Below are 25,054 nucleotides of genomic sequence, written 5' to 3' on the forward strand. Positions count from 1 at the left end.
TGCTATCCGTCATTGCGCTATATTTTCCGGCTTCCGTTGAGCATTTCGGAAAAAGAAGGCCAGCACGAACAGAAGAACCAGGCCCTGCGCGACAAGCCCGATCACTGAAGGGAAAATGCCTAACACTTCCAAACGAGGTGCTGGCAAAGCACTGGGAGCAATCCATCCTGCTTCCTGCAACGCGGCAATTCCCTTCCCGGTTAACACCACCGCCAAAACTGCGACCAGCCAAGAACTTACAGAGAAGAATTTACCAATTGGCAGCTTGGCGCTGTATCGCAGCAGCAGAACCGTTATCAGCGCAAGACACAGCACGCCCACCCCAAGGCCTGCAAGGATTGCTCCATCATTTCCTTGGCCCCACATTGCGGCGAAGAACAAGATGGTCTCGAATACTTCACGGTACACGGCGACGAATGCCAGACCAAACATAAAGAAGGCCGAACGGCGATTCAGTGCAGCAGACATGCGCTCTCGCAGATACGCCTGCCACTGACCAGCGACGCTCTTTTGGTGCATCCAGATACCCACACTCAAAAGCACTGCCGCTGCAAACAGGCTGGAAAGCCCTTCGGTGACCTCACGATTGGCACCGCTGATCGAAACTGCATACGTCGCAATAGCCCAGGTGACGCCACCTGCAGCCAATGCTCCGAGCCAGCCAGCGTGTACATAAGGCAGAACATCAGGACGCTTTGCCTGGCGCAGGAAGGCGATCATTGCGACAACGACTAAAAGCGCTTCGAGGCCCTCACGAAGTAGGATAGTCAAGCTGCCGAAGAATGCCGCGGTCGCGTCAGTGCTAGATTCAGTGAGAACCTGATCCGCCGCATTAAATAGATCCTGAATACCGATAGCTGCCGTTTCAATCTCTTGAGCCGAAGCCTTCGACGCAATCAACGAGCGATACTGACCCATAGCCACTTCAATGCGGGTCTTCAGTGTTCCGTCTCTTGTTGCCAGAGCTTGTTCGAAGGGCTCGACTCCATCTAAATAGGAAGACAAAGCAAACTCGGCTGCCTCCTTTGGTTTGCCGTCCTTGATGGCTGCAACACTCTGATTCAGTCGTTCACGGGCAAGCGTCAGGCTCTTTACACGCGGAGCAGAAAGCGAATCCGGATGAGCCTGAAGAAAAGCTACAGTGGCCTTGGCCTGGTCCTCTCCCAGAGAGTCCGCCAACTCTGCCTCAGTTAGACGAACAAAATGATCCATGCCTGCGACCTCAGTCCGGATCTTCTCTGACTCCTTCCAAAGTAGCTGCCCTTGTTGGCGTTGGTGATCATCATGAGCGAAAGTTCCTAGGAACATCGCCACAGACCAACGGTCCTCCTCTGAAAGCTGTGCAAATGCGGGCATTGCTGTACCTGCGATTCCCTGACTCACCGCCTGGTAGAGCGCGAAAACACTGCGCTGACGGGCACGGTCATGGTCCGTGAACGCAATGGGTTTGGGGTCAAGCTGCTTGGCTAAAACTCCGTCCCCATTTCCTGATGCACCATGACAAGCAGCACAGTTGGCCGCATACACAGAAGCACCCAATTGGAGATTCGGAACTGAGGTCGGGGCCAGTGGGACTGGATATACGGCAATCACGTGATTGGCTAGGCCCTTTGCCAAGCTCCCCACAGTAGCAGGATCTGACTTGGTCGCAATTGCAGCCTGTAGAGCTTCGCTCTCTTTCAGTAGCGTCTGGCGCTCCGGCTTTTCCTCCAGAGAACTGATCTTGTTGCGAGCTGTCTGTGCAAACTCCTGCATTTCGTCATACTCAGATGGTGCGATCACCTTTCCATCTTGCACAGCACCGCCATAGTCCACCGCGAGATAGTCAAGTATCTGCCACACACGACGCACGTCAGCTTCAGAAGCACTGGCAACTGCAGCCCAACTCACTGCGAGAAGCAATAGGCAAGTTGCAAGAACCTTTCGTGCAACGTGAGAGGTGGCTGGGTATGCCACGTAAGTACGACTCATTTTTGTTCCTGAGCGAAAAGCAGGCCCGTCTTGCGGGCCGAAAAATTGCGTTGAGCAACGCTAGTTAAACGCGGGAGGCTTTAAGAAGGCGAAGGCCATTGAAAACCACCAACAAGCTAGCCCCCATATCTGCAAAGACAGCCATCCACATCGAGGCGTTGCCAAAGACTGCAGAAGCAAAGAATACGGCTTTGATACCAAGGGCAATGGTGATGTTTTGCCAAAGGATTGCATGGGTTCGTTTGGAAAGACGAATGGTTTCAGCCACCTTGCGCAGATCGTCGTTCATGATCAGAACATCGGCAGCTTCCTTAGCCGTATCTGTACCAGCGGCCCCCATGGAAAATCCAATCGAGGCAGCCGCGAGCGAAGGACTGTCGTTCACGCCATCGCCAACCATACCGACGACGTGACCTTCAGCCATCTGCGCGACCCAGGACTGTTTGTCCTGCGGCAACAGATTGGCACGCACTTCATTGATACCAACCTCTCGTCCGATCGCTGCTGCTGTGGCTTCGTTATCGCCGGTCAGCATGACCGTCTGTACACCCAAGGCCTTCAATTCAGCAATGGCTTGCCGACTGGATTCCTTGGTGGTATCAGCGACCGCAAATACTGCGAGTACTTCACTGTCATTGGCAAACAACGACAGTGTGCGACCTTGCAACTCTTGTTCTCGCAGGGCCGCTTCAAGTTCAGATGAACACTGACCGCGTTCGTGAATCCAGCGATGATTGCCCAGCACGTAATTCACGCCACCAATGCTCCCGTGAACTCCTTTGCCCAGTTCCGCAGCGAAGTTCTGAACCTCTATCGCATCATTTGCCAAACCGTTAACAACGGCCTTAGACACGGGATGGTCAGAGCGCTCCGCTAGGCTCTTAGCCCAGCTCAGAACATCGGCTTCGCTGCTGACAGTGGATAGCACTTTGCTAAACACAAGCTTGGGACGCCCCTCGGTAAGAGTTCCCGTCTTATCCAGTCCGAGCATAGACAGCTGACGAGCCTGTTCCAAGTACGCTCCTCCCTTGATGAGGATGCCTCGACGAGCAGCTGCGGCGAGTCCACTGACAACAGTTACTGGGGTGGAAATGACCAAGGCGCATGGGCAGGCGATTACCAGAAGGACCAGTGCCTTGTAGATTGCTGTCATCCACTCCCACCCCAAAAACAAGGGCGTTCCAAGAGCGACCGCTAGAGCCATTACGAAGACTGCTGGCGTGTAGACGGCTGCAAACTTATCCACGAACCGTTGTGTTGGGGCGCGTTGGCTCTGTGCCTCTTCTACCGCATGAATGATCCGCGCCAACACAGTGTCGCTTGCCGGTCTAGTGATACGAAATTCCAGCGAGCCACTTTGGTTGATAGTGCCAGCATAGACATCGTCGCCTGGACTTTTATCCACGGGAACGCTTTCCCCTGTGACAGGAGATTGATCTACCGCACTGTTGCCTGCAATGACACGTCCATCCAAAGCAAACCGTTCACCTGGTTTCACGCGCGCCAATGATCCAACTGGCACCAGTTTCGCGTCCAAGGCGCTCCAAGAGCCATCCGGCTGCTGAATCTCCGCCTGTGACGGCGACAATGCCAGCAAGCCGGCGATGGCGTTGCGCGCTCGATCTACTGACCGAGCCTCAATCAGTTCGGCCAACGAATACAGCGCCATGACCATCGCGGCCTCAGGCCATTGTCCGATGAGAAATGCGCCAATCACTGCGACGCTCATCAGCGCATTGATATTTAACTGCCACCGCAATAGCGCACCAAGCCCTTTCTTGAAAACAGAAAGTCCAGATAGTGCAATGGCCATCGCCGCGACGCCCATACCAAGCCCCTTCCACGGCAGGCTGTCGGGCGCAAAAAAGTGGACGCCTTCTGCGAGTATTGCAACTACCAATGCTGCGATCAGGCGATTCAATTCAGTGCGTTGAGCTTGAGCCGTTTGCTCTGCCGACAAGGGAGCACTAAGCACTTCAGACTTGAATCCAGCGTTCAACAGCTCCTGGATGATCGAGTCTTTGGCCGACTCAGGGGCGTCTACGGACAACATGCGTGCGGGTAGATTGAACTGCAGTCTCCGCACTCCCGAAATGCCTTCGAGTGCGCGACGGATCTGCCCTTCTTCTGTAGGGCAGTCCATCGCGGGTACTCTCAGAAGTAATCCGCCCTCGATTGCATCAACCTTTGCGGTTGAGACTGGGAGCGTAAGGGGTGTTTCACATGCCGAGCCTCCGCAGCTTGTGCCCTCACACGAGCTATTGGATACGCGTGCAACTAAGTCAGCTTGCAACTGAGAATTCGACGTTTCTGGCTCAGCTTCAAACCCTAGTCGATTGATCGCTTCGATCACCGAAGGCCAGGATGTCTGGGTGGCATCTACGAACAGCTTGCGCTGTGCCAAATCGAAACGCATTCCCGACACGCCGACAACCTGCTCCACTGCGGCTCGAATAGGTCGCTCCTCGTTAGGGCAGTCCATTGATGGAATGTGCAGTCGCAATTCCTTCGGACTCACATCAGCATTCGGCTGCGCAGCAATGGGAGACGTCACTTCACATGCAGCGCTACTGCAAGGGGAATCTCCACAGTGTGTGCTTCCAGTTGAGATATCCGTTTTGCAGGCATCTTGTTTGGACAGCGGGGCTAAGGGCTCGACCTGAAAGCCCAACCCTCTGATCGCCTCAATTACCACCGGCCAAGAAGCGCTAGAGGCATCCACAGACAGGGTGCGCTGAGCCAAATCAAAGCGCATCCCAGTGACACCAGCGATTCGCTCTACGGCGTTCCGAATTGGGCGTTCTTCGTTTGGGCAATCCATGGAAGGGATGCGCAAGCTCAGAAATGGCACTGCCTTTGCCTCTGGAACACTGGACTGCTCGATTGACTGGTCGTCGATACAACTTAATGAGCAACCGCCCGAGCAGGTAGCAGGCTCGTGTGAAGCGGTTGTCGAAGGTGTTAGGCATGTAGGAGTGGTACTCATGACATCATTAGAAAACCTGTACCTACTACAGAGTCAAGCCCAAAAACCTTAAAATTTCCAAGCATTCACTTTGCGAGCACTCGATGAAAATTGGCGAGCTTTCCGTCTCCTCGTCCACGCCGGTAGAAACAATTCGCTTTTATGAGCGAGAAGGATTGTTGCCTGCACCTGCTCGGACCCAAGGGAACTTTCGGATCTACGAATCTTCGCATCTGGAGCGACTTCAAATGATTCGCCATTGCCGCAGCCTAGACATGTCTCTCGCCGAGGTGCGTGTACTACTTCGGTTTCGAGACGACCCCGGTGCTGCTTGTGGTGATGTCAACGCCTTGCTGGATGCGCATATCAGCCAAGTCTATGAGCGAATTAAGGAGTTGCATCTTCTACAAAAGCAACTCCAAGATCTACGCAAACGCTGTGGTGAGGAGCGAACTGCTCAACATTGCGGAATCCTTGCCGGCCTAAATGAGCACCTTCAGATTCATCCCGTATGACTGTGATAGCAAAGGCTTGACGGACGTGGAGATCGGAGACGCTTGCGCCATACAGCTACACACAAGATTGCAACACTCCTACCGCCTAAGCGGTAGTTAGTGTGTTGCATCTACGACTGCTAATGGGCGGCTCTTTGGCAGATCATCGAATGACTGGTCATGGCCGATTGCTGCCCGACATGAACGGCCGCTAACGGGTACTTCAGGTTTGTTTCGCTGCCCCATCAAGTCTGCTTTTCGGCGACAGATCGCTCCCAGGCTCGGATGAGGCCAAGTCATCGAGCCCCGTATTGACGTGGTTGCAATCATCTTCCACATCTAGGAAGGCTTCAGCGACTTGTGGGCTCTGGCAATGAAGGCCCTTCAATGGCAATAAGAATCTTGAATTCAATGATTGTCAAAGCAACTAAAAATCGTTACCTTTCGTGTCTTCTGTGAGTGATTGCGATCTTTTTCATGGATATGGATCACTCCTATGTAAGTGCATTTACGCAAGCATTTGGGAGGTATCTTCGTCATGAATCGGATTTACAGAAGCATCTGGAACGCAGCGTTAGGTACCTGGATTGCTGCTCCAGAAACCTCTCGTGCCGCAGGTAAGCGCGGAACCACCGTGGTCGTTGGCGCGGTAATCGGTGTAGTGCTTGCACTCAGCGCAACTCATGCTGATGCAGCCTGCACTGCGGCAGGCTTCAACGTCAGCTGTTCGGGCGCTGCCAATCCTCTGGCTCCCAGCTATTTCAATGCGGCCAGTAACCTCAGCGTCACGGTCAATCCTGGCGGTAGCCTGGGAGTGTTGCTCGGTGTCGGCGGCAATGCCATGACACTGAGTGGAAGCAATGGCACGCTGACCAACAACGGCCGCATCGACCCAACCCTGCTCGGCACCGGCTTGGGCGTGCTGTCCTCGGGCGTGGTGATGGGCAATGCCTCGGCCAGCACCCAGACGGTCACCAACAACGGCACCATGGCCGGTACCACCGGCCTGTCGATCGGCCTGACCGGCATGGCGCTGGCGGTGCAGAACGGTGCGGGCGGCACCACCAACATCATCAATACCGGCACCATGTCGACCAGCGGCATCATCGGTGCCACCCTGCTCGGCCCGGATGCTGGTGTGATCGCTGCCTATGGCGGCGGGCAGGTTAACGTCAGCAATTCCGGCACTATCACCGGGCGGGTGGCGCTTGGCAGCTCGGCCGGCGGCAACACCTTCACCAACTCCGGCACGGTGAACGGCAGCGTCTCGATGGGCGCCAACAGCACCAACCAGTTCATCGCCACCACCGATTCCTCGGTGAACAGTTCGGGCGGGACCGGCCTGGCGGTCAATCTCGGCATCGGCTCGGTCACCATCAGTTTCGCGGCCACCGGCACCGTCGACGGCGGCGCGGGCGGCAACAACAGGCTGATCCTGCAGCAGGGCACCTCCGCCACCGGCACCATCAACAACGGCAACTACGTCAATTTCAACCACCTCGACTTACAGAGCGGCACCTGGACGCTGTCGGGCGCATCGGGCGCGGTCGACGCGACACTGGGCAACGGTGCCACCGCGGTGGTCAACAATGCCGCCTCGCTCGGCACCGGCGCCATCAGCGCCAACGGCGGCGCGATCCAGTCGACCACGCCGGGCCTCACGCTGTCCAACAACATAGCCACCAGCGGCGCCGGGCTGGGCGTGTCGGGGAGTTCAAGCCTCAACCTGTCGGGCACCGTCTCGGGCACCGGGCCGGTCACCCAGTCGGGCAGCGGCACGCTGACCCTGTCGGGCAACAACACCTACACGGGCGGCACCAATCTCAACGCCGGCATGATCGTGATCGGCAACAACCAGGCGCTCGGCACCGGCACCCTGACGGCCGGCGGCAACGCCACGCTCGACAGCAGCCAGGCCGTCACCGTCGCCAACCAAGTGGCCGTCAACGCCGGCGCCTCGCTGGCGTTGGGCGGTAGCAACGCCATGACGGTCGGTGGCGTAATCTCAGGCGCGGGCGGCTTGCTCAAAAACGGCGCGGCCACCACCACGCTGACGGGCGCCAATACCTACACGGGCGGCACCACCATCAACAGCAGCACGCTGGCCCTGGGCGCGGGCGGCTCGCTAGCGGCCACCGGCGCGGTCAACCTGGCTGGTGCGGGCGCGGGCTTCGACATCAGCGCCTCGGGCGCCAACCAGACCATCGGTGCGCTAGCCGGCGCGTCAGGCACCACTATCTCGCTCGGCGCGAACACGCTGACCATGGGCGATGGCACCAACCAGAGCTTCGGCGGCTCCATTGGCGGCACCGGCGGCATCGTCAAGCAGGGCTCGGGCACCGAGGCGCTGACAGGTACCCACACCTACACAGGCGGCACCACCATCAACGGCGGCACCCTCGCCCTGGGCGCGGGCGGCTCGCTGGCTGCGAGCGGCAGCGTCAATCTCGGCACCGCCGGCGCGGGTTTCGACATCAGCGCAGCGGGCGCCAACCAGACCATCGGCGCGCTGTCGGGCGTGGCCGGTACCACCGTCTCGCTGGGCGGCAACACGCTGAGCTTCGGCGACGCGACCAACCAGACCTTTGGCGGCGCGATCGGCGGCACGGGCGGCATCGTCAAGCAGGGCTCGGGCACCGAGACGCTGACGGGCGCCAACACCTACACGGGCGGCACCACCATCAACGCGGGGACCATCGCGATCGGCGCGGGCGGCAGCCTGTCGAACCAGGGCACGGTGAACCTGGCGAACGCGGGCACCTCGCTCGACCTGAGCGGGGCGACCACGCCGCAGGCGATCGGCGGCCTGGCGGGGGCCGCAGGCTCCAGCGTGAGTCTGGGTGCCAACGGGCTGACATTCGGCGATGCGGGAAATCACACCTTCGGCGGCACGATCGGCGGAACTGGTGGCGTCACCAAGACGGGCACCGGCACGGAAACGCTGACGGACACGCAGACCTATACGGGCGGCACCACCATCAACGGCGGCACCTTGGCGCTTGGCGCTGGCGGCTCGCTGTCGGCCGGCGGCGCGGTACACCTGGGTGGCACGGGTGCGAGCTTCGACATCAGCGGCGCGGGCGCGGCACAGACCATCGGCGCCTTGTCCGGCGTGGCGGGCACCACGGTGGCGCTGGGCGGCAACGGCCTGACTTTCGGCGACGGCAGCAACCAGACCTTTGGCGGAGCAATCACCGGAACGGCCGGCATTGTCAAGCAAGGCTCGGGCACCGAGACGCTGACGGGCACCAGCACCTTTACCGGCGGCACCACCATTAATGCGGGTACGCTGGCGATCGGTGCCGGCGGATCGCTGGCGGTCGGCGGCGCGGTCAACCTGGCCAACGCAGGCACGAGCTTTGACATCAGTGGCGCGACCTCACCTCAGGTGGTTGGTGCATTGTTGGGCGTCGGCGGTTCGAACATCAATCTCGGCTCCAATACGTTGAGCTTCGGCGACGCAACCAACCAGACCTTTGGCGGCGCGATCGGCGGCACGGGCGGCATCGTCAAGCAGGGCTCGGGCACCGAGACGCTGACGGGCACCAACACCTACACGGGTGGCACTACCGTCAACGCCGGGACTATCGCGATCGGCGCGGGCGGCAGCCTGTCGAACCAGGGCACGGTGAACCTGGCGAACGCGGGCACCTCGCTCGACCTGAGCGGGGCGACGACGTCGCAGGCGATCGGAGGCCTGGCGGGGGCCGCAGGCTCCAGCGTGAGTCTGGGCGCCAACGGGCTTACATTTGGCGATGCGGGCAATCACACCTTCGGCGGCACGATCGGCGGAACTGGTGGCGTCACCAAGACCGGTACCGGCACGGAAACGTTGACAGGTACGCAGACCTACACGGGCGGTACCACCATCAACGGCGGCACCCTGGCGCTTGGCGCGGGCGGCTCGCTGGCGGCGGGCGGCAGCGTCAATCTCGGCACTGCGGGAGCGAGCTTCGACATCACCGGCGCAGGCGCGGCACAGACCATCGGCGCGCTATCGGGCGTGGCGGGCACCACGGTAGCGTTGGGCGGCAACGGCTTGACCTTTGGCGACGGCAGCAACCAGACCTTTGGCGGCTCGATCACCGGCACGGCCGGCATTGTCAAGCAAGGCAGCGGTACGCAGACCTTGACCGGCACAAGCACTTTCTCGGGCGGAACCGCCCTCTATGCCGGTGGTCTGATGATTGGAAACAACGCGGCGCTGGGCAGCGGCACTGTCACCGTCAACGGTGCAGCGACGCTGGATTCCGTGAGTGCGGCGACACTGGCCAACAATGTCGCGTTGAATGCGGACCTCACTGTTCTCGGCAGCAATGCACTGACCCTAAACGGCGATATTACTGGCACGGGCTCTCTGACCAAGGACGGAAGCGCGACGCTGACCTTGAATGGGACCAACGCTTACAGTGGCGGTACCTTCATCCGCGCAGGCACTTTGGCGCTCGGTGCAGGAGCAAGTCTTTACGCCAATGGCGTAGTCAATCTTGCAACCGGAGCCACCTTCGATCTATCGGCCGGCAATGGCACGCAGACATTTGGCACCCTCATTGGCAATGGCACCGTCAACCTGGGCGGGAACTCGCTGACTGTTGGAGGCCCAATTAACAGTGTATTTAGTGGCTCCATCGGCGGCACTGGAGGCCTGATCAAACAGGGAACCGGTACCGAGACTTTGACCGGTGCCAATACCTACACCGGCGGTACTAGCATCAATGCAGGCATCTTGGCGATTGGCGCAGGTGGCAGCCTGGCTTCTACCGGAGCCGTTAACCTGGCGGCTGCGGGAACGGGCTTCGACATAGCCGCAGCCGGCAATCAGACCGTGGGCTCTTTGGCAGGCGTTGCAGGTTCGAACCTGTTTCTGGGCGGTAACTCGCTCACACTCGGAGGAGTAGGCAACACGAATTTCGGAGGCTCCATCGACGGAACCGGAGGGCTGATCAAGAGCGGTCTTGGAGTGCAAACGCTGGCAGGAGCCAACACTTTCAGCGGCGGGACGACACTCAATGCGGGCGGCCTGGTCGTGGGAAGCAATAGCGCTCTTGGCACCGGTCTGCTGAGTGTTGCTGGCAGCAGTACTTTGGATAGCACTTTTCCTGTGCACCTGAGCAACGCCATTGACCTGGGGTCTGGTGTCAATCTCCAGTTGCTCGGCAGCAATGATCTGACGTTGAGCGGAGACATCTCCGGAGCAGGTGGATTGACCAAGGGCGGCGCAGCCACGGTGACTTTGGCGGGTTCCAGCAGCTATACCGGCGACACCACGATCAACAGCGGCGCAATCTTGGTGGGAGCTGGGGGCACACTCTCGGATCGCAGCACGGTCAATCTGGCTGGAGCCGGATCGCTCAACATCGGTGCCAGCGGCAATCAAAACATCGGAGGATTGGCTGGAGTGGCCGGCAGCACTCTGCTTCTCGGTGGCTCCAACCTGACGACTGGTGGCAACAACGCCAGCACCACGTTCTCGGGAACCATCAGTGGAACAGGTGGTCTGCTGCAAACAGGCTCTGGAACCCTGACACTGACGGGCAATAACCTCTATTCCGGCAGCACCACAATCAATGCCGGCGGCACGATACAACTCGGCAATGGCGGCTCAAGCGGAGCGGTGAACGGCAGCATCGTCAATAACGGCTCGCTGATTTTCAACCGCAGCGATGCGGTAACTGTTGCGGGCTCTATTAGTGGCAACGGCAACATCACACAGGCTGGCCAGGGCACCACGATACTGACTGGCGACAACACTTACCAAGGCAGTACCACGGTGGGTGCAGGCACCTTGCAGGTAGGCAATGGCGGCACTGGCGGTAGTCTGGGAAGCGGCGCGATCAACAACAACGGCACATTGGTCTTCAATCGCAGCAATGACCTCACGTTGAACAACTCCATCAACGGCTCAGGAGGCTTGACTCAGGCTGGCGGCGGCACGTTGACACTGAGCGGCAGCTCCAGCTACGGAGGTTCTACACAAGTCAACGCAGGAACCCTCAACTTCACAAATAGCAGCCATTCACTGGGCGGTGACTTGAACGTAGCGGGTAACGCCTCGCTAGGCGTCACGACAGGAGCCGCGGTCGCCGTATCAGGCACTGTTCGACTGGCCAACACATCCACCCTGTCGCTGGACTCAACGAGCTTGGCCCCGGGCTTGACAGCGTCCAGCCTGCAGATTGGCAGCGGTGTTGGCTTGAACCTCTCGGGCATCACCTCCTCCAGCCAACTCGACCGCGTGCTGATTTCGACCACAAACGGCATCAGCGGCGACTTTGCTCTCACCAGTGTGGGGGGCTTCACTGGCGAGGTCGACTACCTCACACTGAACACGCGCAAATCAGTGGACGGGAAACAGTATCTGGCCAGTTATAGCCAGAGCTGGACCGCCAACAATAATTTGGCACACGGCACCTTCACCCTGAGCAATTTGCAAGACCAGTTTGAGGTCGGCGTGGCTCTCGAAAACCAGGCATCCAACAGTGCTTTGGGATGGGATGGAACTTCGTTGACTAAAAACGGCGCCGGCAGCCTGACCTTGTCTGCCGCCAACAGCTATACAGGCACCACCCGCATCAATGGCGGCACCCTGCAAGTGGGCAACGGCGGCAGCGTCGGCAATCTCGGCTTGGGCGCGGTGACCAACAACGGATCTCTGGCCTTCAATCGCAACGACGCCTTAACTGTCTCCAACGATATCAGCGGCAGTGGTTCTCTTCAGCAAAACGGCTCCGGAACGACAACGCTAACAGGTACCAATACCTACTCGGGCGGCACCACAGTCACCGCAGGCACTTTGCGAGCGGGCTCCGCTGGCGCTTTGGTTCAGAACGCCAGTTATTCCATCAGCCAGGGGGCAACTCTGGACCTGAACGGTCATACATTGACCAGCTCTCAAATCGTTAGCAACGGCAATATCCAGCTGGGCTCTGCCAACCTGGTCATCAATAGTGCTTCCGGCCAGGTTGACAGCCTTGGCGGCAAGGTCTCCGGGACGGGACACGTGGTCAAGCAAGGCGCAGGCGTACTAGCCCTGAACAGTGCCAGTGACTTCAGCGGCGGCGTCGATCTCAAGCAGGGTACGCTGAACTTGGGCAATGAAAAGGGCCTTGGAAGTGGCACGCTGTCCATGGACGACGGCACCAAGATTAACTTGACCGCCAACGGCATGACCATTGCCAACAACCTGTACATGACTGGTGACAATGATCCCGTCGTAGACACCGGTGCCAACAACGCGACCTGGGCAGGTGCGATTACCGGTGCAGGCTTCCTGACCAAGCAGGGCACCGGTGTGCTGACGCTGACCAACACCGCCAACACCTACACCGGTGCCACCGACGTGGCTCAAGGCACCTTGCAGGCCGGAGCGGCCAATACCTTCAGCAGCACCTCGGCCCACACCGTGGCCAGCGGCGCCGTGCTGGACCTAGCCGGCTTCAACCAGACCCTGGCCAGCCTGAACAACAGCGGTACCGTCAAGCTCAGTAGCAACTCTGGAGCAGTACCAGGAGCCGTGCTCAAGGTCACCGGCCCCTATGTGGGCAACAACGGTAATCTGGGCCTGTCTACCGTGCTGGCTGCTGACGGCAGTGCCACCGACAAGCTGCTGTTGTCCGGTGCCACCGCCGTGGCCAGCGGCAACACCACGGTGCATATCACCAATGCTGGCGGTCTGGGTGCCCAGACGACAGGCAACGGCATCGAGGTCATCGGTACCGAGAACGGTGCCAGCCTGCAGCCAGGCTCTTTCACTCTGGTAGGCGGCCATGTGGATGCCGGTGCCTACGAGTACCGCCTGACACAGACCGCCCAAGGTGCGGCGCTGCAATCGACGAATACGACACCAACGACACCGACCACGGCCTACCGTGCCGAAGTGCCGCTGCTGTCGGCCCTGCCGGCACAGCTGCGCCAGGCCGACATGGCCATGCTGGGCGATCTGCGCAAGCGCATGGGAGATGAAGGCACGCAAGCGACCACCAGCTCCGACTCTGGTGCCAGCCGCCGTGTCTGGGGCCGCATTCTGCGCACCGATCCCAAGATCCGCCAGCAAGGCACGGTCAGCCCGGAAAGCAGCGGTCACCTGACCGGATTCCAGGCGGGTCTGGACCTGTATGCCGACCAGAGCATCAAGGCCGGCATCTATGTAGGCCAGCTCGAAGGCGACATGAGCGTCAAGGGCTTTGCCAGCGGCGAGGATCGCAAATACGTGGGCTTCAACAACCTGCGCACCCGCTACCTGGGTGTCTACGGCAGCTGGCAAGATGCCTCAGGCCTGTATGCCGATGCCGTGCTCCAGGGCGCGGACTACCGCAGCGATCTGCGCACGGCTGGCGATACGGCCCAGGCCCGCACTAAGGGCAGTGGCTGGCTGGCTTCTGTGGAAATGGGCAAACCCTTTGCAGTGAGCTCCAACTGGCAGATCGAGCCTCAGGCGCAGATCATCTACCGCAAGCTCAGCATTGATGACACGGCGCTGAGCCTGGCCACGGTCAAAAACAAGGCCGACGACGACTGGACCGTGCGCCTGGGCGCGCGCATCAAGGGCAACTTTGCAACCGGTGCCGGTGTGCTGCAGCCTTACGGTCGCATCAATGTCTACAGGGCCAGCAACACCACCGATATCGCCAGCTTTGTGGCGCCTGGCGGAACCACCGACATCAAGGCTAGGGGCGGCTACACTGCAACCGAGATGGCCGCCGGTGCCAGCCTGCAGATCAACCCGCGCACCAGCGTCTATGGTGAGTTGGGCAAGCTGTGGGCCAATGGCGGTGACAGCCGGGTCAAGAGCGGGGTACAGGCCTCCATTGGCGTGAAGGTGCAGTGGTAACCTCGAGGGAATAGCCAATAAGGCATGAGCCTAAGCTAACATCACAAAGGCTCGCAGTCATAGCAACTGCGGGCCTTTTCGTTTTTCGAAAGATGCTCTCTTCGGATGTGAGGCCCTGACATGCTTGTGGCCGAAAGCTGAGACAGCAAACGACCCATTTCGATCGTCCGGAACGCCTCGCTCAACGACTGCTGCGGAGCGACAATGGTCAATACAATTGTGGCGCTGACACCGCTGTCTGCATATCGCACGAAGCTTTCACTTGAGCCGCGACCCGGACTTGGGCGCTCACTTACGCTGGCAGTGAAACTGTCCCGTACCAAGACCCTCTACTAGGAGTTAACCGTGTCAACTTGGGCATCAGTGGATCTGGGCTGCATGACAGTCACAGAAATGCAGAATCACATCAACCAGTGGTACTTCAAAAGAAAAGAACGGACGGTCGAAAAGTCCGAAGATGAAGACTACCCCGTGAGATACCTCTACAAGGCACCAGTAGAAGTCATCGCACGCCGCCTAGCTCTGGACGGCTACGACAAGGATTCGCTGCGCACGGACTTCACCAAGGAGCTGGCACGAAAAGCTCAGTTATGCAGATACATGATTGCAGAGGATTTGGACACTGACGGCGCGAATGCTGCACTTTTGCCCGCTCTGGAGAACAGCACCCTTGAGGACTGGCTTGCCCGCCTCAAGAAGATCGCTACCGAAAACCTCAAGGCGAACATTTATGGAGAGAAGCGCACTAACTACAGCGATCAGCTTCTGAATTACATGCTGAGTGGCGCCGATGGATTTATCTTTTCAGACGAGCTTGGGATGGGCGGGTTTGGCTTTCCATGCTCAACAGAAAATATGTATGCAGTGGCGCTGATAGAAGTGATGCCGAATGAAAAATTCTTTGTCCTTGATGCAACCTATATGGTCGACTCAGGATGGACAGAGGATTTTGACGACTTGATCGAATACCACTCTGACAATACGCATTTCTTCAAGGACTTCACAGACTCGCTCGATTCAACCAAGGACTTGGCAAATCTGGCACCAGATAACCCAGCTCTCATGCGCTTGCTCTATGCCAACGTCATTACAGTGATGGAAGCCTACCTGAGTGACACCCTCAAGAAGCAAGTCATGAAGCGCAGCGCAGTGTTAAGGCGATTTGTCCAAAGCCACGATGCATTCAAAAACAGCAAAAGAGAGCCAATAAGCGAAATCTTCAATACATACGACAAAATATTGAAGCTGGCGAATGATGCTATTGACGAGATCAGCTTTCACAACGTTGTGACCGCGAAGACTCTCTATGAGAATGTACTGTCAGTCAATTTTCCAAAGGATGTTGCCTGGCTGATTAAAGCCACCACCAATCGACATGACATCGTTCACCGCAACGGCAGAACCTTAAAGAATGAGGTCCTGAATATTGTCAGTGCAGACATCGACGAACTCGTCACAAAGGTGGTAGCTTTAGTCAAGGAGATTGACGCACAGGTGAAGGATGGGTTGCTGGACAATATTGATTGACTATGGAATATTTAATGTTTTCCTGTCCAGGTCATTCATTAAGCGTGTACAACGACGTACCAGAGTAAGCTTCGCGTGTGTTGCCTTGGCTGGACTTTTGTTCCTGAGGCGCGCGAAGCCGACGTCTACGGCAATAAGATAAAGATGATCGGTTGCTCTTCTGGGTGAATTTAATATGTCAAAAGGCACGGACGTGCCCAATCGAGCTGAGCATTGCCCGCCCACGCTCGAGCAATCGACCCCAAGAACGAAGCAGCCGACCGTTACAAGTTGACGAGGAAGCCGTCATTCGGTGGAGCACTGCGACTGTCCGCTACTGGCCGAACTCAGTCGGTCACGACCAGCAGACTGGCCAGCAGCAACCGGCACAGGCGGTCAGTTCGACCGGAATACGCAGCATATCAAGGTAACGTACCTTCTGCGCATCTTTCCGTGATCGACGGACGGCCAAGGAAACTAGGACAGCAGGCCCGGCACCACCAATGAAAAAAGCCCAGTCACAAGAACTTGTGAGCTGGGCTTTTTGGGTGTGGCAATTACATGCCAGGACTCAGAGAGTCGTTAGTGACTTGCTTAAGCAATTGCTCGTGACGCAGGGTCACAAAGTCTGGGCATGTCAATGTAGCGATGTTGGCTTCAGCCTCGACGCCATCCCAACTATCGTTACACCAGGCACTGATGTCGAAGTCCGACGCAAGATCTGGGGAGTAGATGACATTGGTTTCGTTGTAGAAGAAAACGACCTCTGGTTTTCCGTTGAACTCCGCTTTCAGGATCACATAGGGGCTATGTTTCTCCTGAATGCCGGTCATCAAAGGCGCATCAGCGAGTAATGATGACGCGGCTGCTATCCACCCCTTAAAGGTGCGGAGATCGTGGCCAGCGATGGCAATGGCGACCTGTTCAGCAGTCAGTGCGTAGCTCTGACGATCCGCAGTTGTGCAAAGCGGCTGATTGTTAGTTGCGGTCATTTCCAACTCTCTAAACTGGAAAGGCGCGGCCCGACTGGGCGACAACGCCCGTCCGGGTTAAAAAATCGCTGGCCCTTGGCCAGCGCGAGGTTCAAATAGCTTGCGCTTTAGATGGCGATAACGGACGCAAAGCACACCTTCAGATACCCATCGGAATCCTGGTATCCAGGCCAGTCTTTACTGCAACTGCTCATATCACCTGGACGATAGTTGCAGTGGCCGCAAGATGCGCATAAGTCATCGTCAGCGATGCTTTTGACGCCAAATGACTGGACCTTGAGCAATGCACCGCTCGCCAAGGCATATGCCTCGTGAATAGGGATGCAGTTCTCGCCCTCCTCTGCTGTCACTTCACACGGCCCGAACACCTTTGCCCCGGAAAAGCCAGCCCAACTATCTCCAGCCCAAAAGCCCGTTTTATCTTGTACGAATTCGTGATCCGAGAAGACAACGAACAACTTGGATTCGAGCTGCAGAATTGGCGGCACAAAGCCCAGAATGCGGTTCAGAACCGATCCTATGCCTTCGCCAGGATGCTTTTGGAAAGCGCCCTTCAAGAGCCGCGCATGCATCGTGTCAAGACGCTTGAGCACATCCTGTTCATCGAGTACCGGCCATTCACCTTCTTGTGGCAAGACATCACAGAGCAGAGATGGCACATAGGCTTGATAGTCCTTGGATTGCAGCAAAGCATATGTGCCAAGATCTTCCTCGCTGTCAGTGAACCAAGCCCACACAGGGTTATCGGTTGGCAGCACGGACGGCATCTGTTGGCGAAAGCCCAGCTGTAGCAGTCGTCTGTCAGATTCCGTTTGCGTGTAAGGCTCGTGCTCGATGAAATCATTACTCCCATCGAACATTGCTTCGATAGCCAGGCGATCCATCATTTGGCGAGGGACTACTAAGCCATGCTCTGCAGTCACGGTGAGCAACCAGCCAGAGTCCTTCGACCCGAGCTCCACCAGTGAGGTGTAGTAAATGTCGCCTTCGGAATGAATATTGGCAAAGAATGAGCCTGTTGGGCGGTCGTAGCCGCATTCCAGAACCATTTCAATACCGTTCACGTTCGTTTGATTAATTAAGTGCTTGGACATGGGATTCCTTTCGTTGAAAGCAGAAAGGGGACCGTCCCCCCCAGGGGCATGACGGCGCCCCAAGGGTAAAAAGAGAGTTAGAAGAAGATTACCCAGTGAATACGGGACAAGTTACAGAACCCTGTCTTTCGCTGTGAGCGCTTTCTGGAGCATCGTGCGAAGATGATCCTGTTCCAGTACAACACGAGCCTTATATTTCTCTTTAGCAGATGGTTCCAAGGCATCGTTTGAAGCTAATGTCCAAATTAATGCAATCACCATTACCTGGTCCATCAACAATTCAATGCTCGGGTTTTTCTCTGTATGCACCATGGATTTGTAATTCCTTGGACGTTCAAAGGTGTTTTCGAGGCTCATATTCATCTCCAGTAGATAAGGAAGATGGACACTTGCCCCAGGGCATCTAGTGCCCATCAGGGATTTATAGGTTGACACCCAACTTGCTCATTGCCGCAGACGCCGAAGCCTGCACATTTGCTTTTCGGTATGCCAGGTACGCATCAATGTCTTTGGTACCCACGTACACGGACTTTTGATTGCTCATCAACTCAGAATGGACCCTGCGACAAGCGGAGGCGTAAACAAATGAATAGGCTACTGCCCGCATCCGTTCCTTCACGCTTTGTTTCTCATGAAAGGTCAGATATAGCGACAGGATAAATTCATTGGCTGGTACGTTGAGATACCGCTTATTCAAATGAAACCAATCACCAACGCAACTGCGCGTTTTGAAGTTGTCAGCCTCAAGCAATAACTCAAGCTCTAGCTGAAACTCCACTTCATCGCCATGCCAGCGTGCTTGCGCAAACGCATCGCATTCTTCATTCTGATCGGCAAGAACCGTCTTATCGTAGAACTCCTTATAGCTCTTAGCCCAATTTTCTAGCGGAACCAGCGACTCGGCGAGATCGCGCATCATTGTTGAGGCATCCTTCAATTGCTTCAATTGAGTTGGATTGAGGTTCTCGAAATTACTTTGAGCTTTCACCAATGAGGTGGCGGTTCGCTTCGCATGGGCAATCTGATGTTTGATCTTCGCAACGCCTCGGAGCTGAATTTCAAAGTACCAACGTTCAATGAGCTCCATATCCAATGACGCGCCACGCCTTGAAGCCTTCAATGGATGCAATTCGAGATAGCGTTCAAGGACTGATTTCTTATTCATATGGCCTCCAAATATTCGAACAAAGAAAAACCCACTACCCGACGAATTTCGGGTAATGGGTTGGTTAGAGCCTCTGCTTAGTTATCTGTGCCAGTTGCCTTGCGAGACAACGGGAGCATGATGACATTGGCAGAAGGAGCCGGTGGCTTAGGCGATTTATGGGACTTTTGCAGCTTGTACTCATTGAGAGCCACACGGGTCCAACGAGCAAAGCAAACGCTAAGCGACCAAAGGGCACGAAGCAACTCCAAACACTTTCGCTTGATTCGCGCAGTAGCCTGACCCACGTCATGAGCCTTTGCATATCGAATCTGCGAGCGCTTGACCGTCTCTTCCGCCATCAGATAGGCACCTAGGAACTGAAGTTTCAGATCCGGGTACATATCCAACGTGTTGAGAAATATGCGTGCTACGACAGGGTCGTTGACGCGAGAGATCATCTTCACCAGCAGCTGGCGATCCACGTCAAAAGGCGAGGATGCCGGCTTCTTGGCAGAACGTTGAGATTGATGCATGTGTTGCTCCTAGATGTTGGGCAACACGGTCCCCGACGGGATTGTGTTATCCCGTGGGGTTGAAGAATGTCCTCGCCAGCGTGAGCTGATGCGCATCTCTCAAGGACTCAGATGCTACAAAGCTCCGAAGAGCCAATGTGCGTCGATTTTAGCGCCGAAACTGAGTGCAACGCAATCCTTGCTTCCAGCAAAGCAACCATCATCTCTTAAAATGCCTCATAATATGTTCTGTCATTTTAATGGAGCATATTGATGTCTAACTCTGCGGTGTCGTACAAGGATCTGCTGGCCCAACGCGCAACACTCGAAGCCCAGATTGAAGCAGCACGTAAAAGCGAAATCGGCACAGCCGTGCAACAGATTAAGGGTTTGATCGCGACATATGGATTGACCCAAGACGATATATTCCCCCAAGCGAAAGCAAAAGCAACTCGCGGCTCTGTTGACCCCAAGTATCGTGACCCTGAGACTGGTCAAACTTGGACAGGCCGTGGCAAGCCTCCTGTCTGGATCAAAGATAAGGATCGCTCGCAATTCGAAATCAAATGATTGCAGCAGGTTTGATATTAGATGGCCACTAAGTGGCCATTTTTTATGAGCACTTAAAATAGATCAGGCATATTCAAGTGCCCGCACTTCCTCGCGAGCTTCATCTGGCACAGTTTCTACAGCCGCTCGTTGTTGGACAGGCAATGCTTTCTTGGCTGCCTCCACCACTTCTATTTCTGTGGTGTGCTTGTTCTCCTGCAGCTGCAGCACGCCCTCATCGATAGTGCCCTGGATGATGGGCACCAGGACCAGCACATCGCGGATCTGACCCAAGCGGTAGGCCCGGTCCTCTGCCTGGCGCATCAAGGCTGGCGTCCACGGCATGGAGGCAAATGCCACGATGTTGGCAGCCGTCAGCGTGATGCCCACGCCCGCAGCCATGGTGGTGCCAATGAATACCTTGATGCTTGCGTCCCTCTGGAACGCATCTACCGCAGCCTGCCGACGCTTCAAGCTATCCGAGCCGACCAGCGAGACACAGCCTACGCCAAGGCTGGCCAGGGCCTGTTTAAGGGCCTCCACGGTGCTCATGTACTCGCAGAAGATGATGAGCTTGCCGTCCTCTCCCATTGCCTGCACGGTTTCGACCAGGTACGGAACCTTCAGACCTTCAAGGCATTTACGCAGGCGAACGATCTTGGGCATGGCCTGCAGGGTCATGTCGCCATAGATCTCCTTGTAGACATCGAGCCCCTCTGGCGACAGAGGCACAAACTGCCTCGCCTTGTCACCCAGATCCTTGAGCACGTCCTTGCTGCGACGGATCATCCAGCCCTGGATCGCTGCAGCCAGTGCTGCTCGCTTCTCAGGGCTACCCGCGTAGCTCTTGCGGAACTCAGCCAGCGTGAGACTACCGAGGCGATGGCCCGTGATGCGCAGCAGTGTATGCATCTCAATCTCGCGATTGAGCAACGGCGTGCCGGTGACGACAAAGCATCGCTCTATCCGTGCTGCCAGCAGGAACACATTGCGCGTGCGGCCGCTCTTGTATTCCTTCAGGTAGTGGGCTTCATCCACGGCCATCACCGCGAACTCCAGCTCACTCTCGCGCACTAGGCCGCCCATGCGTTCGTAGTTGCCGATCACCCAGTCACAGCCAGCCAGCGTCGAAATCCGGTCCTCACCGATCATCCCGACGCGAGCGTCTGGGTAGACCATCTTGATCTCTCGCTCCCAGTTCAAACGTAGGGATGCAGGGCATACGATCAGGACCCGGCCGCTGCCAGCAGCCATCCGGGATGCCACGACCGTCTGGCGGCTTTTGCCCAGGCCCATGTCATCGCCCATGCAGGCGCCCGATTGGCGCAGCATATGTGCGACGCCTTCGGCCTGGTAGTCGCGCAGCACGCCACAGGCGACCAGGCTGGCCAGGGCCACCCGGTCATACGGCATGTCATCGACGTGGCCATGCTCAGTCGATAGGAAACCGGTGCCCTCTTCTTCACCAGGCCCGCCGCCCCCCGCCCAGCGGTGGCGATGCAGCGGGCACGCTGATAGGCGAGCCTTCGTTGCCACTTGTGGTCAACTCTTCGATGACCACCGGCTGCTCATGGACGAATACGAACTCCGACGACACGCCGGCAATGCTGGCCAGCCGCTCCATGATGAGCTCAGGATCGGCTCTGACTTGCCACGCTGACGCATGCTTGTGGAAGTAGCCGCCCAACGAGCGCATCGCCTTCACGCATAGCGGGTCGTAGGTAAAGCTAACCGCCCATGAACCGCGTGCTAGGTCTCCCTTCACCAGCGGGAAGATCTGAACATCGAGCAACTGCGAGAAGTAGTCGGGATCAGGAGCTGCGACAGCGGCGCGCAGTTGCACATCGAGCTGCTCCATATCCACGAAGTGCCCAGCAAACGCATGCTTAATCACATCGTCGGCATAACTGGAGTCGGTAGTTTGAAGCAGCCACATGCGCCGAGCTCCACTCCACCAAGCATCGTAGTTTGCAAGTGGACGGCTCACACCTGGAACTGCCAGGAGCTGCAGGCCGAGCCTGCGTCCATCCGAGACGGCTTTGATAAGGAGATCCGGCGGGCGGATCGTGACGGGCCTAGGCAACATCAAAGCCCCTCGCGAACAACTCTTGTTGCTGGTGACTCATAACCCCAACCTTCGGCCATCCATAGCGCCCATGTGAGCGTTGAATCAGAAACCTGCAGCCCCGATATAAGCGGATCAAAATCGCTGGAACACTTCAAGATAAAAGTGTCGTAGGACTTCCCGATCAGAGCGATATTTTTATTGAACACATCCTGGCAAGTATTGGCCCATGCCACAGGATCGAAATTCGTATCGACTGGATCGGGAACAACGAGCCCCAAAAATTGATATTTTTCTTGCACCATATTCTCCTGTGGACTCAATTGGCGACTGAGCATGCGCCACAGGAAAACCGATATTTATTCTGTCATCTGGTAGCTGAAGTTATGACGGACAAGCCATAACCGCACCACCGCATCAACGCGACTATCAAAGTCGCCAATCAACATAGAGTCCGACTGCGACGATTCATCGTATGTGACCGTGAGACGCGTGTGCCAGGTACCATCAAACTGGAGCTTGCAATATCCCACGCATACATCCTTGCCATTGGAATCTCGCACGACTAAGAATGCGGGTGCATTTTCTTCATTCACCTTTTGCGATGGCGCAACCACCATGGTGAATCGACCATCGACAAGCAATGTGATGTCGTCCGAGGCCTGTTGATCGGGATGTAAAGTCAAGATGTGCTCCTTGGTTAAAAACGGTCTTTAAGCAGGCTGGCCTGCGTGGTAGGGTTCCTGCACTTCGCCTGAGGAGCCATCCGACTGCTCCGTGGACGAGCGGCGTGAAGCCTCGAACTCAATGGTCTTCACACGCGACAGCAGAAGTGCGACATCCTGGGCCTCGATCTTGAACACCATCACTTGACCGCCAGTAGCCTCATCGCGCGCCATGTACTCAAGCTCTTCCCCCATCACTAGCACTCTGGCTCCCTTGCGCAGGAGCCGCGCGGCATCGCGAGCCTTCGCTCCGTAGATTTCCACCTCGCGCCAAAAACCGCCAACCTCTTCGATTCCGCCCTCCTCGGTGCGGCCGTATCGGCTGAACCGAACACGCATACTGGCGACATCAAACTCGCCGTTAGGCCCACCCTTGAGCGTCCTGAGACTAGGAGAACTACCCAGGTTTCCCTTGCCGATAAACAATTGCGACATATCCAATTTCCTTGCAGTGCTGATTGAATGCCCGAGCTGCTGCACCAGGTCAGCCCAGGCACGGACTTAGAGGGTCGAAATCGGGGAGCGTGGATAAAGAAAGACAGGAGCCTTGTCCACGCTCACGCGAATACGCTTGATATCGCCACGCGTCTGCTGGTGCTCCTCATTCAAGGCCACAGCGCGTTGGGACGCTGCCATGCACCATTGACGGAGTTCACTGGGCAGGCCTGACGCAAGCTCCTCCACCTCTTCAAAGCTCAAATGGCGGTTAGAGCCCATGCGTTGGCGCCAGCGCAGAAAGACATAGCCCGTTGTGCTTTTCTGGTGCACGACCAGATAGAAGCTCAGTCCTGGAACAGATTTCGACTTCTCGGACAAATCGCGCATCTGTTTCAGGATTGCGTCGATGCCGTCAAGTTTCTGGCGCAATCTGGACAGGGTGCCCCTACCCGTAAGGGCCTTTACGTCAGCTCGATCTTGACAGTCCTGATCCGCCAGGGCTTGACGACCCCACAGCACGTTGTTGACGACTCGGGCACGACCGGTGTGCTGCGAAGCCCCTTTTATTTCCAGATCCCTTTTCACACCAATCCCTTTCAATATCAGTTCCAAACGACTGCGCGCGGTCTTAATCAGCGGTGGCTGTAGCTTCTGGGCCAGTAGAAGCGGATGCATCGGAGCCATGCTCTTGCGCCTGCTGCAATTGGTCGCCAACTTGCTGCAGCAACGCACGTTCGGCTTCGCTGATGTTGATGAGCCGGCGCGAATGCGAAGGCTTCACTTCGGCCTTGTAAATCTGGGCTGGCACTGCACCAAACGTGCTCACCACAAACTGAATGCGCTTCGCAGCTTCCGGGTCTGCACTGAACCAGTCAGAACGGCTCAGCTCACGAATCTCTGGACGGCCAAGCCATTTGTCGAATCGGGCAGTGCCGTAGAACACGCCAAGGATGGCGCGGCTCATTGCGCTCAGCACAGCACGCGCCTGCTCATCACTCAGCAAGTTCTTGCGCTGCAGCGTTTTCTGGATACGAACAAAGTAGTCGTAGTCCACGATCAACATGGAGATCGCATAGCCGTAAGGGCTGCGGAATCCGAGGTTCAGGGTCATAGGGCGAGCGGACTGAACGATGCTCAGGCTCAGGCCGCGCTTGCGCTGGCTCTCCAGCAGCTCCTCGGCTTTAGCGATTTGGGTGCGCAACGACTCTTGAACTTGCGAGATGCCGTACTCATGGCGTACCAGTGCCCAATCTGCATATGGGTTGTCACGGCTCGTCAGTACCCAAAGGTTCCGCAGAGAGGAAGCAACGCGCTTGCCGCCAATGATCGCGTTCAAGCGCTTTTCAGGCTCCCCAGATCGCCCCTGAAAAAGTCGGTGGGCCTCGATGGTGTGAATCGTCATCTGGTCCACGCCTTCGTTCGTCAGCGGCCCGAGATCATCAATGCCTTGTGCTTCGGAGTTCGTCACCACCGCGTCCGCACCACGACGATCCCGTCGCTCCGCTTGCATCTTCTGGAATTGCTCTTTGCGATCTTCCAGCTCTACATAGCGATCAAACAAAGGATCGTCTTCAGACGCGCCAGCCTGGATGAATGCCGCCAAAGCAGCTTCTTCACCAGCAATTGAGTAGCCGTCACGAAATGGCGAATTCGGGTCGGTGACGAATTTAATGCCTGGTGCACCTGCACCCAATACACCGGCCAGCATTACTGGCTGAAAGCCGGGGTCTGTTTTGATTCGATCAGTAGCCAAGGTCTTCTCCCTA

At 57.0% G+C, this 25,054-nt stretch carries 18 protein-coding genes; 4 read left to right on the top strand and 14 right to left on the bottom strand.

The window, feature by feature from the left end:
• Positions 1 to 9: 9 nt before the first annotated feature.
• On the bottom strand, positions 10 to 1,971 hold the full coding sequence (locus O987_RS14295) for a cytochrome c/FTR1 family iron permease (protein ID WP_080571243.1): 1,962 nt from the start codon (positions 1,969 to 1,971) through the stop codon (positions 10 to 12).
• 64 nt (positions 1,972 to 2,035) lie between these two features.
• Positions 2,036 to 4,726: a heavy metal translocating P-type ATPase gene (locus O987_RS14300; protein ID WP_326998620.1), complete on the bottom strand. Its 2,691-nt coding sequence runs from the start codon at positions 4,724 to 4,726 to the stop codon at positions 2,036 to 2,038.
• 314 nt (positions 4,727 to 5,040) lie between these two features.
• On the opposite strand from O987_RS14300, the gene cadR reads away from it, so the two are divergent.
• The 3 genes from cadR to O987_RS27590 all read left to right on the top strand — a co-directional run bounded on the left by cadR (position 5,041) and on the right by O987_RS27590 (position 15,787).
• On the top strand, positions 5,041 to 5,451 hold the full coding sequence (gene cadR / locus O987_RS28115) for a Cd(II)/Pb(II)-responsive transcriptional regulator (RefSeq protein ID WP_019042261.1): 411 nt from the start codon (positions 5,041 to 5,043) through the stop codon (positions 5,449 to 5,451).
• Positions 5,452 to 5,968: 517 nt separating this feature from the next.
• Complete coding sequence (locus tag O987_RS14305) at positions 5,969 to 14,260, top strand: autotransporter-associated beta strand repeat-containing protein (RefSeq protein ID WP_080731526.1); 8,292 nt, start codon at positions 5,969 to 5,971, stop codon at positions 14,258 to 14,260.
• 363 nt (positions 14,261 to 14,623) lie between these two features.
• Positions 14,624 to 15,787 carry a HEPN/Toprim-associated domain-containing protein gene (locus O987_RS27590; RefSeq protein ID WP_371878546.1) on the top strand — a complete coding sequence of 388 codons (1,164 nt, stop codon included), beginning with the start codon at positions 14,624 to 14,626 and terminating at the stop codon, positions 15,785 to 15,787.
• 536 nt (positions 15,788 to 16,323) lie between these two features.
• Here the strand turns inward: O987_RS27590 and O987_RS14315 are convergent.
• The 5 genes from O987_RS14315 to O987_RS14335 all read right to left on the bottom strand — a co-directional run bounded on the left by O987_RS14315 (position 16,324) and on the right by O987_RS14335 (position 19,532).
• Positions 16,324 to 16,758 (bottom strand): hypothetical protein, encoded by a 435-nt coding sequence (locus tag O987_RS14315; protein ID WP_019042258.1) that lies wholly within the window; start codon positions 16,756 to 16,758, stop codon positions 16,324 to 16,326.
• Between the two features lie 107 nt (positions 16,759 to 16,865).
• Complete coding sequence (locus O987_RS14320; RefSeq protein ID WP_019042257.1) at positions 16,866 to 17,852, bottom strand: hypothetical protein; 987 nt, start codon at positions 17,850 to 17,852, stop codon at positions 16,866 to 16,868.
• 111 nt (positions 17,853 to 17,963) lie between these two features.
• A complete protein-coding gene (locus tag O987_RS14325; RefSeq protein WP_029158329.1) occupies positions 17,964 to 18,209 on the bottom strand; it encodes a hypothetical protein in 246 nt (81 codons plus the stop codon).
• Positions 18,210 to 18,273: 64 nt separating this feature from the next.
• Complete coding sequence (locus O987_RS14330) at positions 18,274 to 19,017, bottom strand: hypothetical protein (protein WP_029158328.1); 744 nt, start codon at positions 19,015 to 19,017, stop codon at positions 18,274 to 18,276.
• A 77-nt stretch (positions 19,018 to 19,094) separates the two neighbouring features.
• Positions 19,095 to 19,532: a hypothetical protein gene (locus tag O987_RS14335; protein WP_003054965.1), complete on the bottom strand. Its 438-nt coding sequence runs from the start codon at positions 19,530 to 19,532 to the stop codon at positions 19,095 to 19,097.
• Between the two features lie 252 nt (positions 19,533 to 19,784).
• Here O987_RS14335 and O987_RS14340 point away from each other — a divergent pair, with 252 nt between their 5' ends.
• The gene (locus O987_RS14340; RefSeq protein ID WP_003065080.1) at positions 19,785 to 20,081 is read left to right on the top strand and encodes an H-NS family nucleoid-associated regulatory protein; all 297 of its coding nucleotides are present in this window, start codon (positions 19,785 to 19,787) and stop codon (positions 20,079 to 20,081) included.
• A gap of 63 nt (positions 20,082 to 20,144) precedes the next feature.
• On the opposite strand, the gene O987_RS14345 is transcribed toward O987_RS14340, so the two are convergent.
• The 7 genes from O987_RS14345 to O987_RS14365 all read right to left on the bottom strand — a co-directional run bounded on the left by O987_RS14345 (position 20,145) and on the right by O987_RS14365 (position 25,041).
• A complete protein-coding gene (locus O987_RS14345) occupies positions 20,145 to 21,473 on the bottom strand; it encodes a DEAD/DEAH box helicase (protein ID WP_235214142.1) in 1,329 nt (442 codons plus the stop codon).
• 49 nt (positions 21,474 to 21,522) lie between these two features.
• Positions 21,523 to 21,996: a hypothetical protein gene (locus O987_RS29490; RefSeq protein WP_235214143.1), complete on the bottom strand. Its 474-nt coding sequence runs from the start codon at positions 21,994 to 21,996 to the stop codon at positions 21,523 to 21,525.
• A 149-nt stretch (positions 21,997 to 22,145) separates the two neighbouring features.
• Positions 22,146 to 22,430, bottom strand: a complete 285-nt coding sequence (locus tag O987_RS28120; protein WP_003065071.1) for a hypothetical protein — start codon at positions 22,428 to 22,430, stop codon at positions 22,146 to 22,148.
• Positions 22,431 to 22,484: 54 nt separating this feature from the next.
• Positions 22,485 to 22,811: a hypothetical protein gene (locus tag O987_RS14350; RefSeq protein ID WP_003054957.1), complete on the bottom strand. Its 327-nt coding sequence runs from the start codon at positions 22,809 to 22,811 to the stop codon at positions 22,485 to 22,487.
• A 27-nt stretch (positions 22,812 to 22,838) separates the two neighbouring features.
• Positions 22,839 to 23,285, bottom strand: a complete 447-nt coding sequence (locus tag O987_RS14355) for a single-stranded DNA-binding protein (RefSeq protein ID WP_003054955.1) — start codon at positions 23,283 to 23,285, stop codon at positions 22,839 to 22,841.
• Between the two features lie 66 nt (positions 23,286 to 23,351).
• A complete protein-coding gene (locus tag O987_RS14360; RefSeq protein WP_235214144.1) occupies positions 23,352 to 23,972 on the bottom strand; it encodes a hypothetical protein in 621 nt (206 codons plus the stop codon).
• Positions 23,917 to 25,041: a PFL_4669 family integrating conjugative element protein gene (locus tag O987_RS14365; RefSeq protein ID WP_043005126.1), complete on the bottom strand. Its 1,125-nt coding sequence runs from the start codon at positions 25,039 to 25,041 to the stop codon at positions 23,917 to 23,919. The genes O987_RS14360 and O987_RS14365 overlap by 56 nt, the downstream gene beginning before the upstream one ends.
• Between the last annotated feature and the right edge of the window lie 13 nt (positions 25,042 to 25,054).

It is taken from the genome of Comamonas testosteroni TK102, from assembly GCF_000739375.1.
Lineage (GTDB): Bacteria > Pseudomonadota > Gammaproteobacteria > Burkholderiales > Burkholderiaceae_C > Comamonas > Comamonas brasiliensis.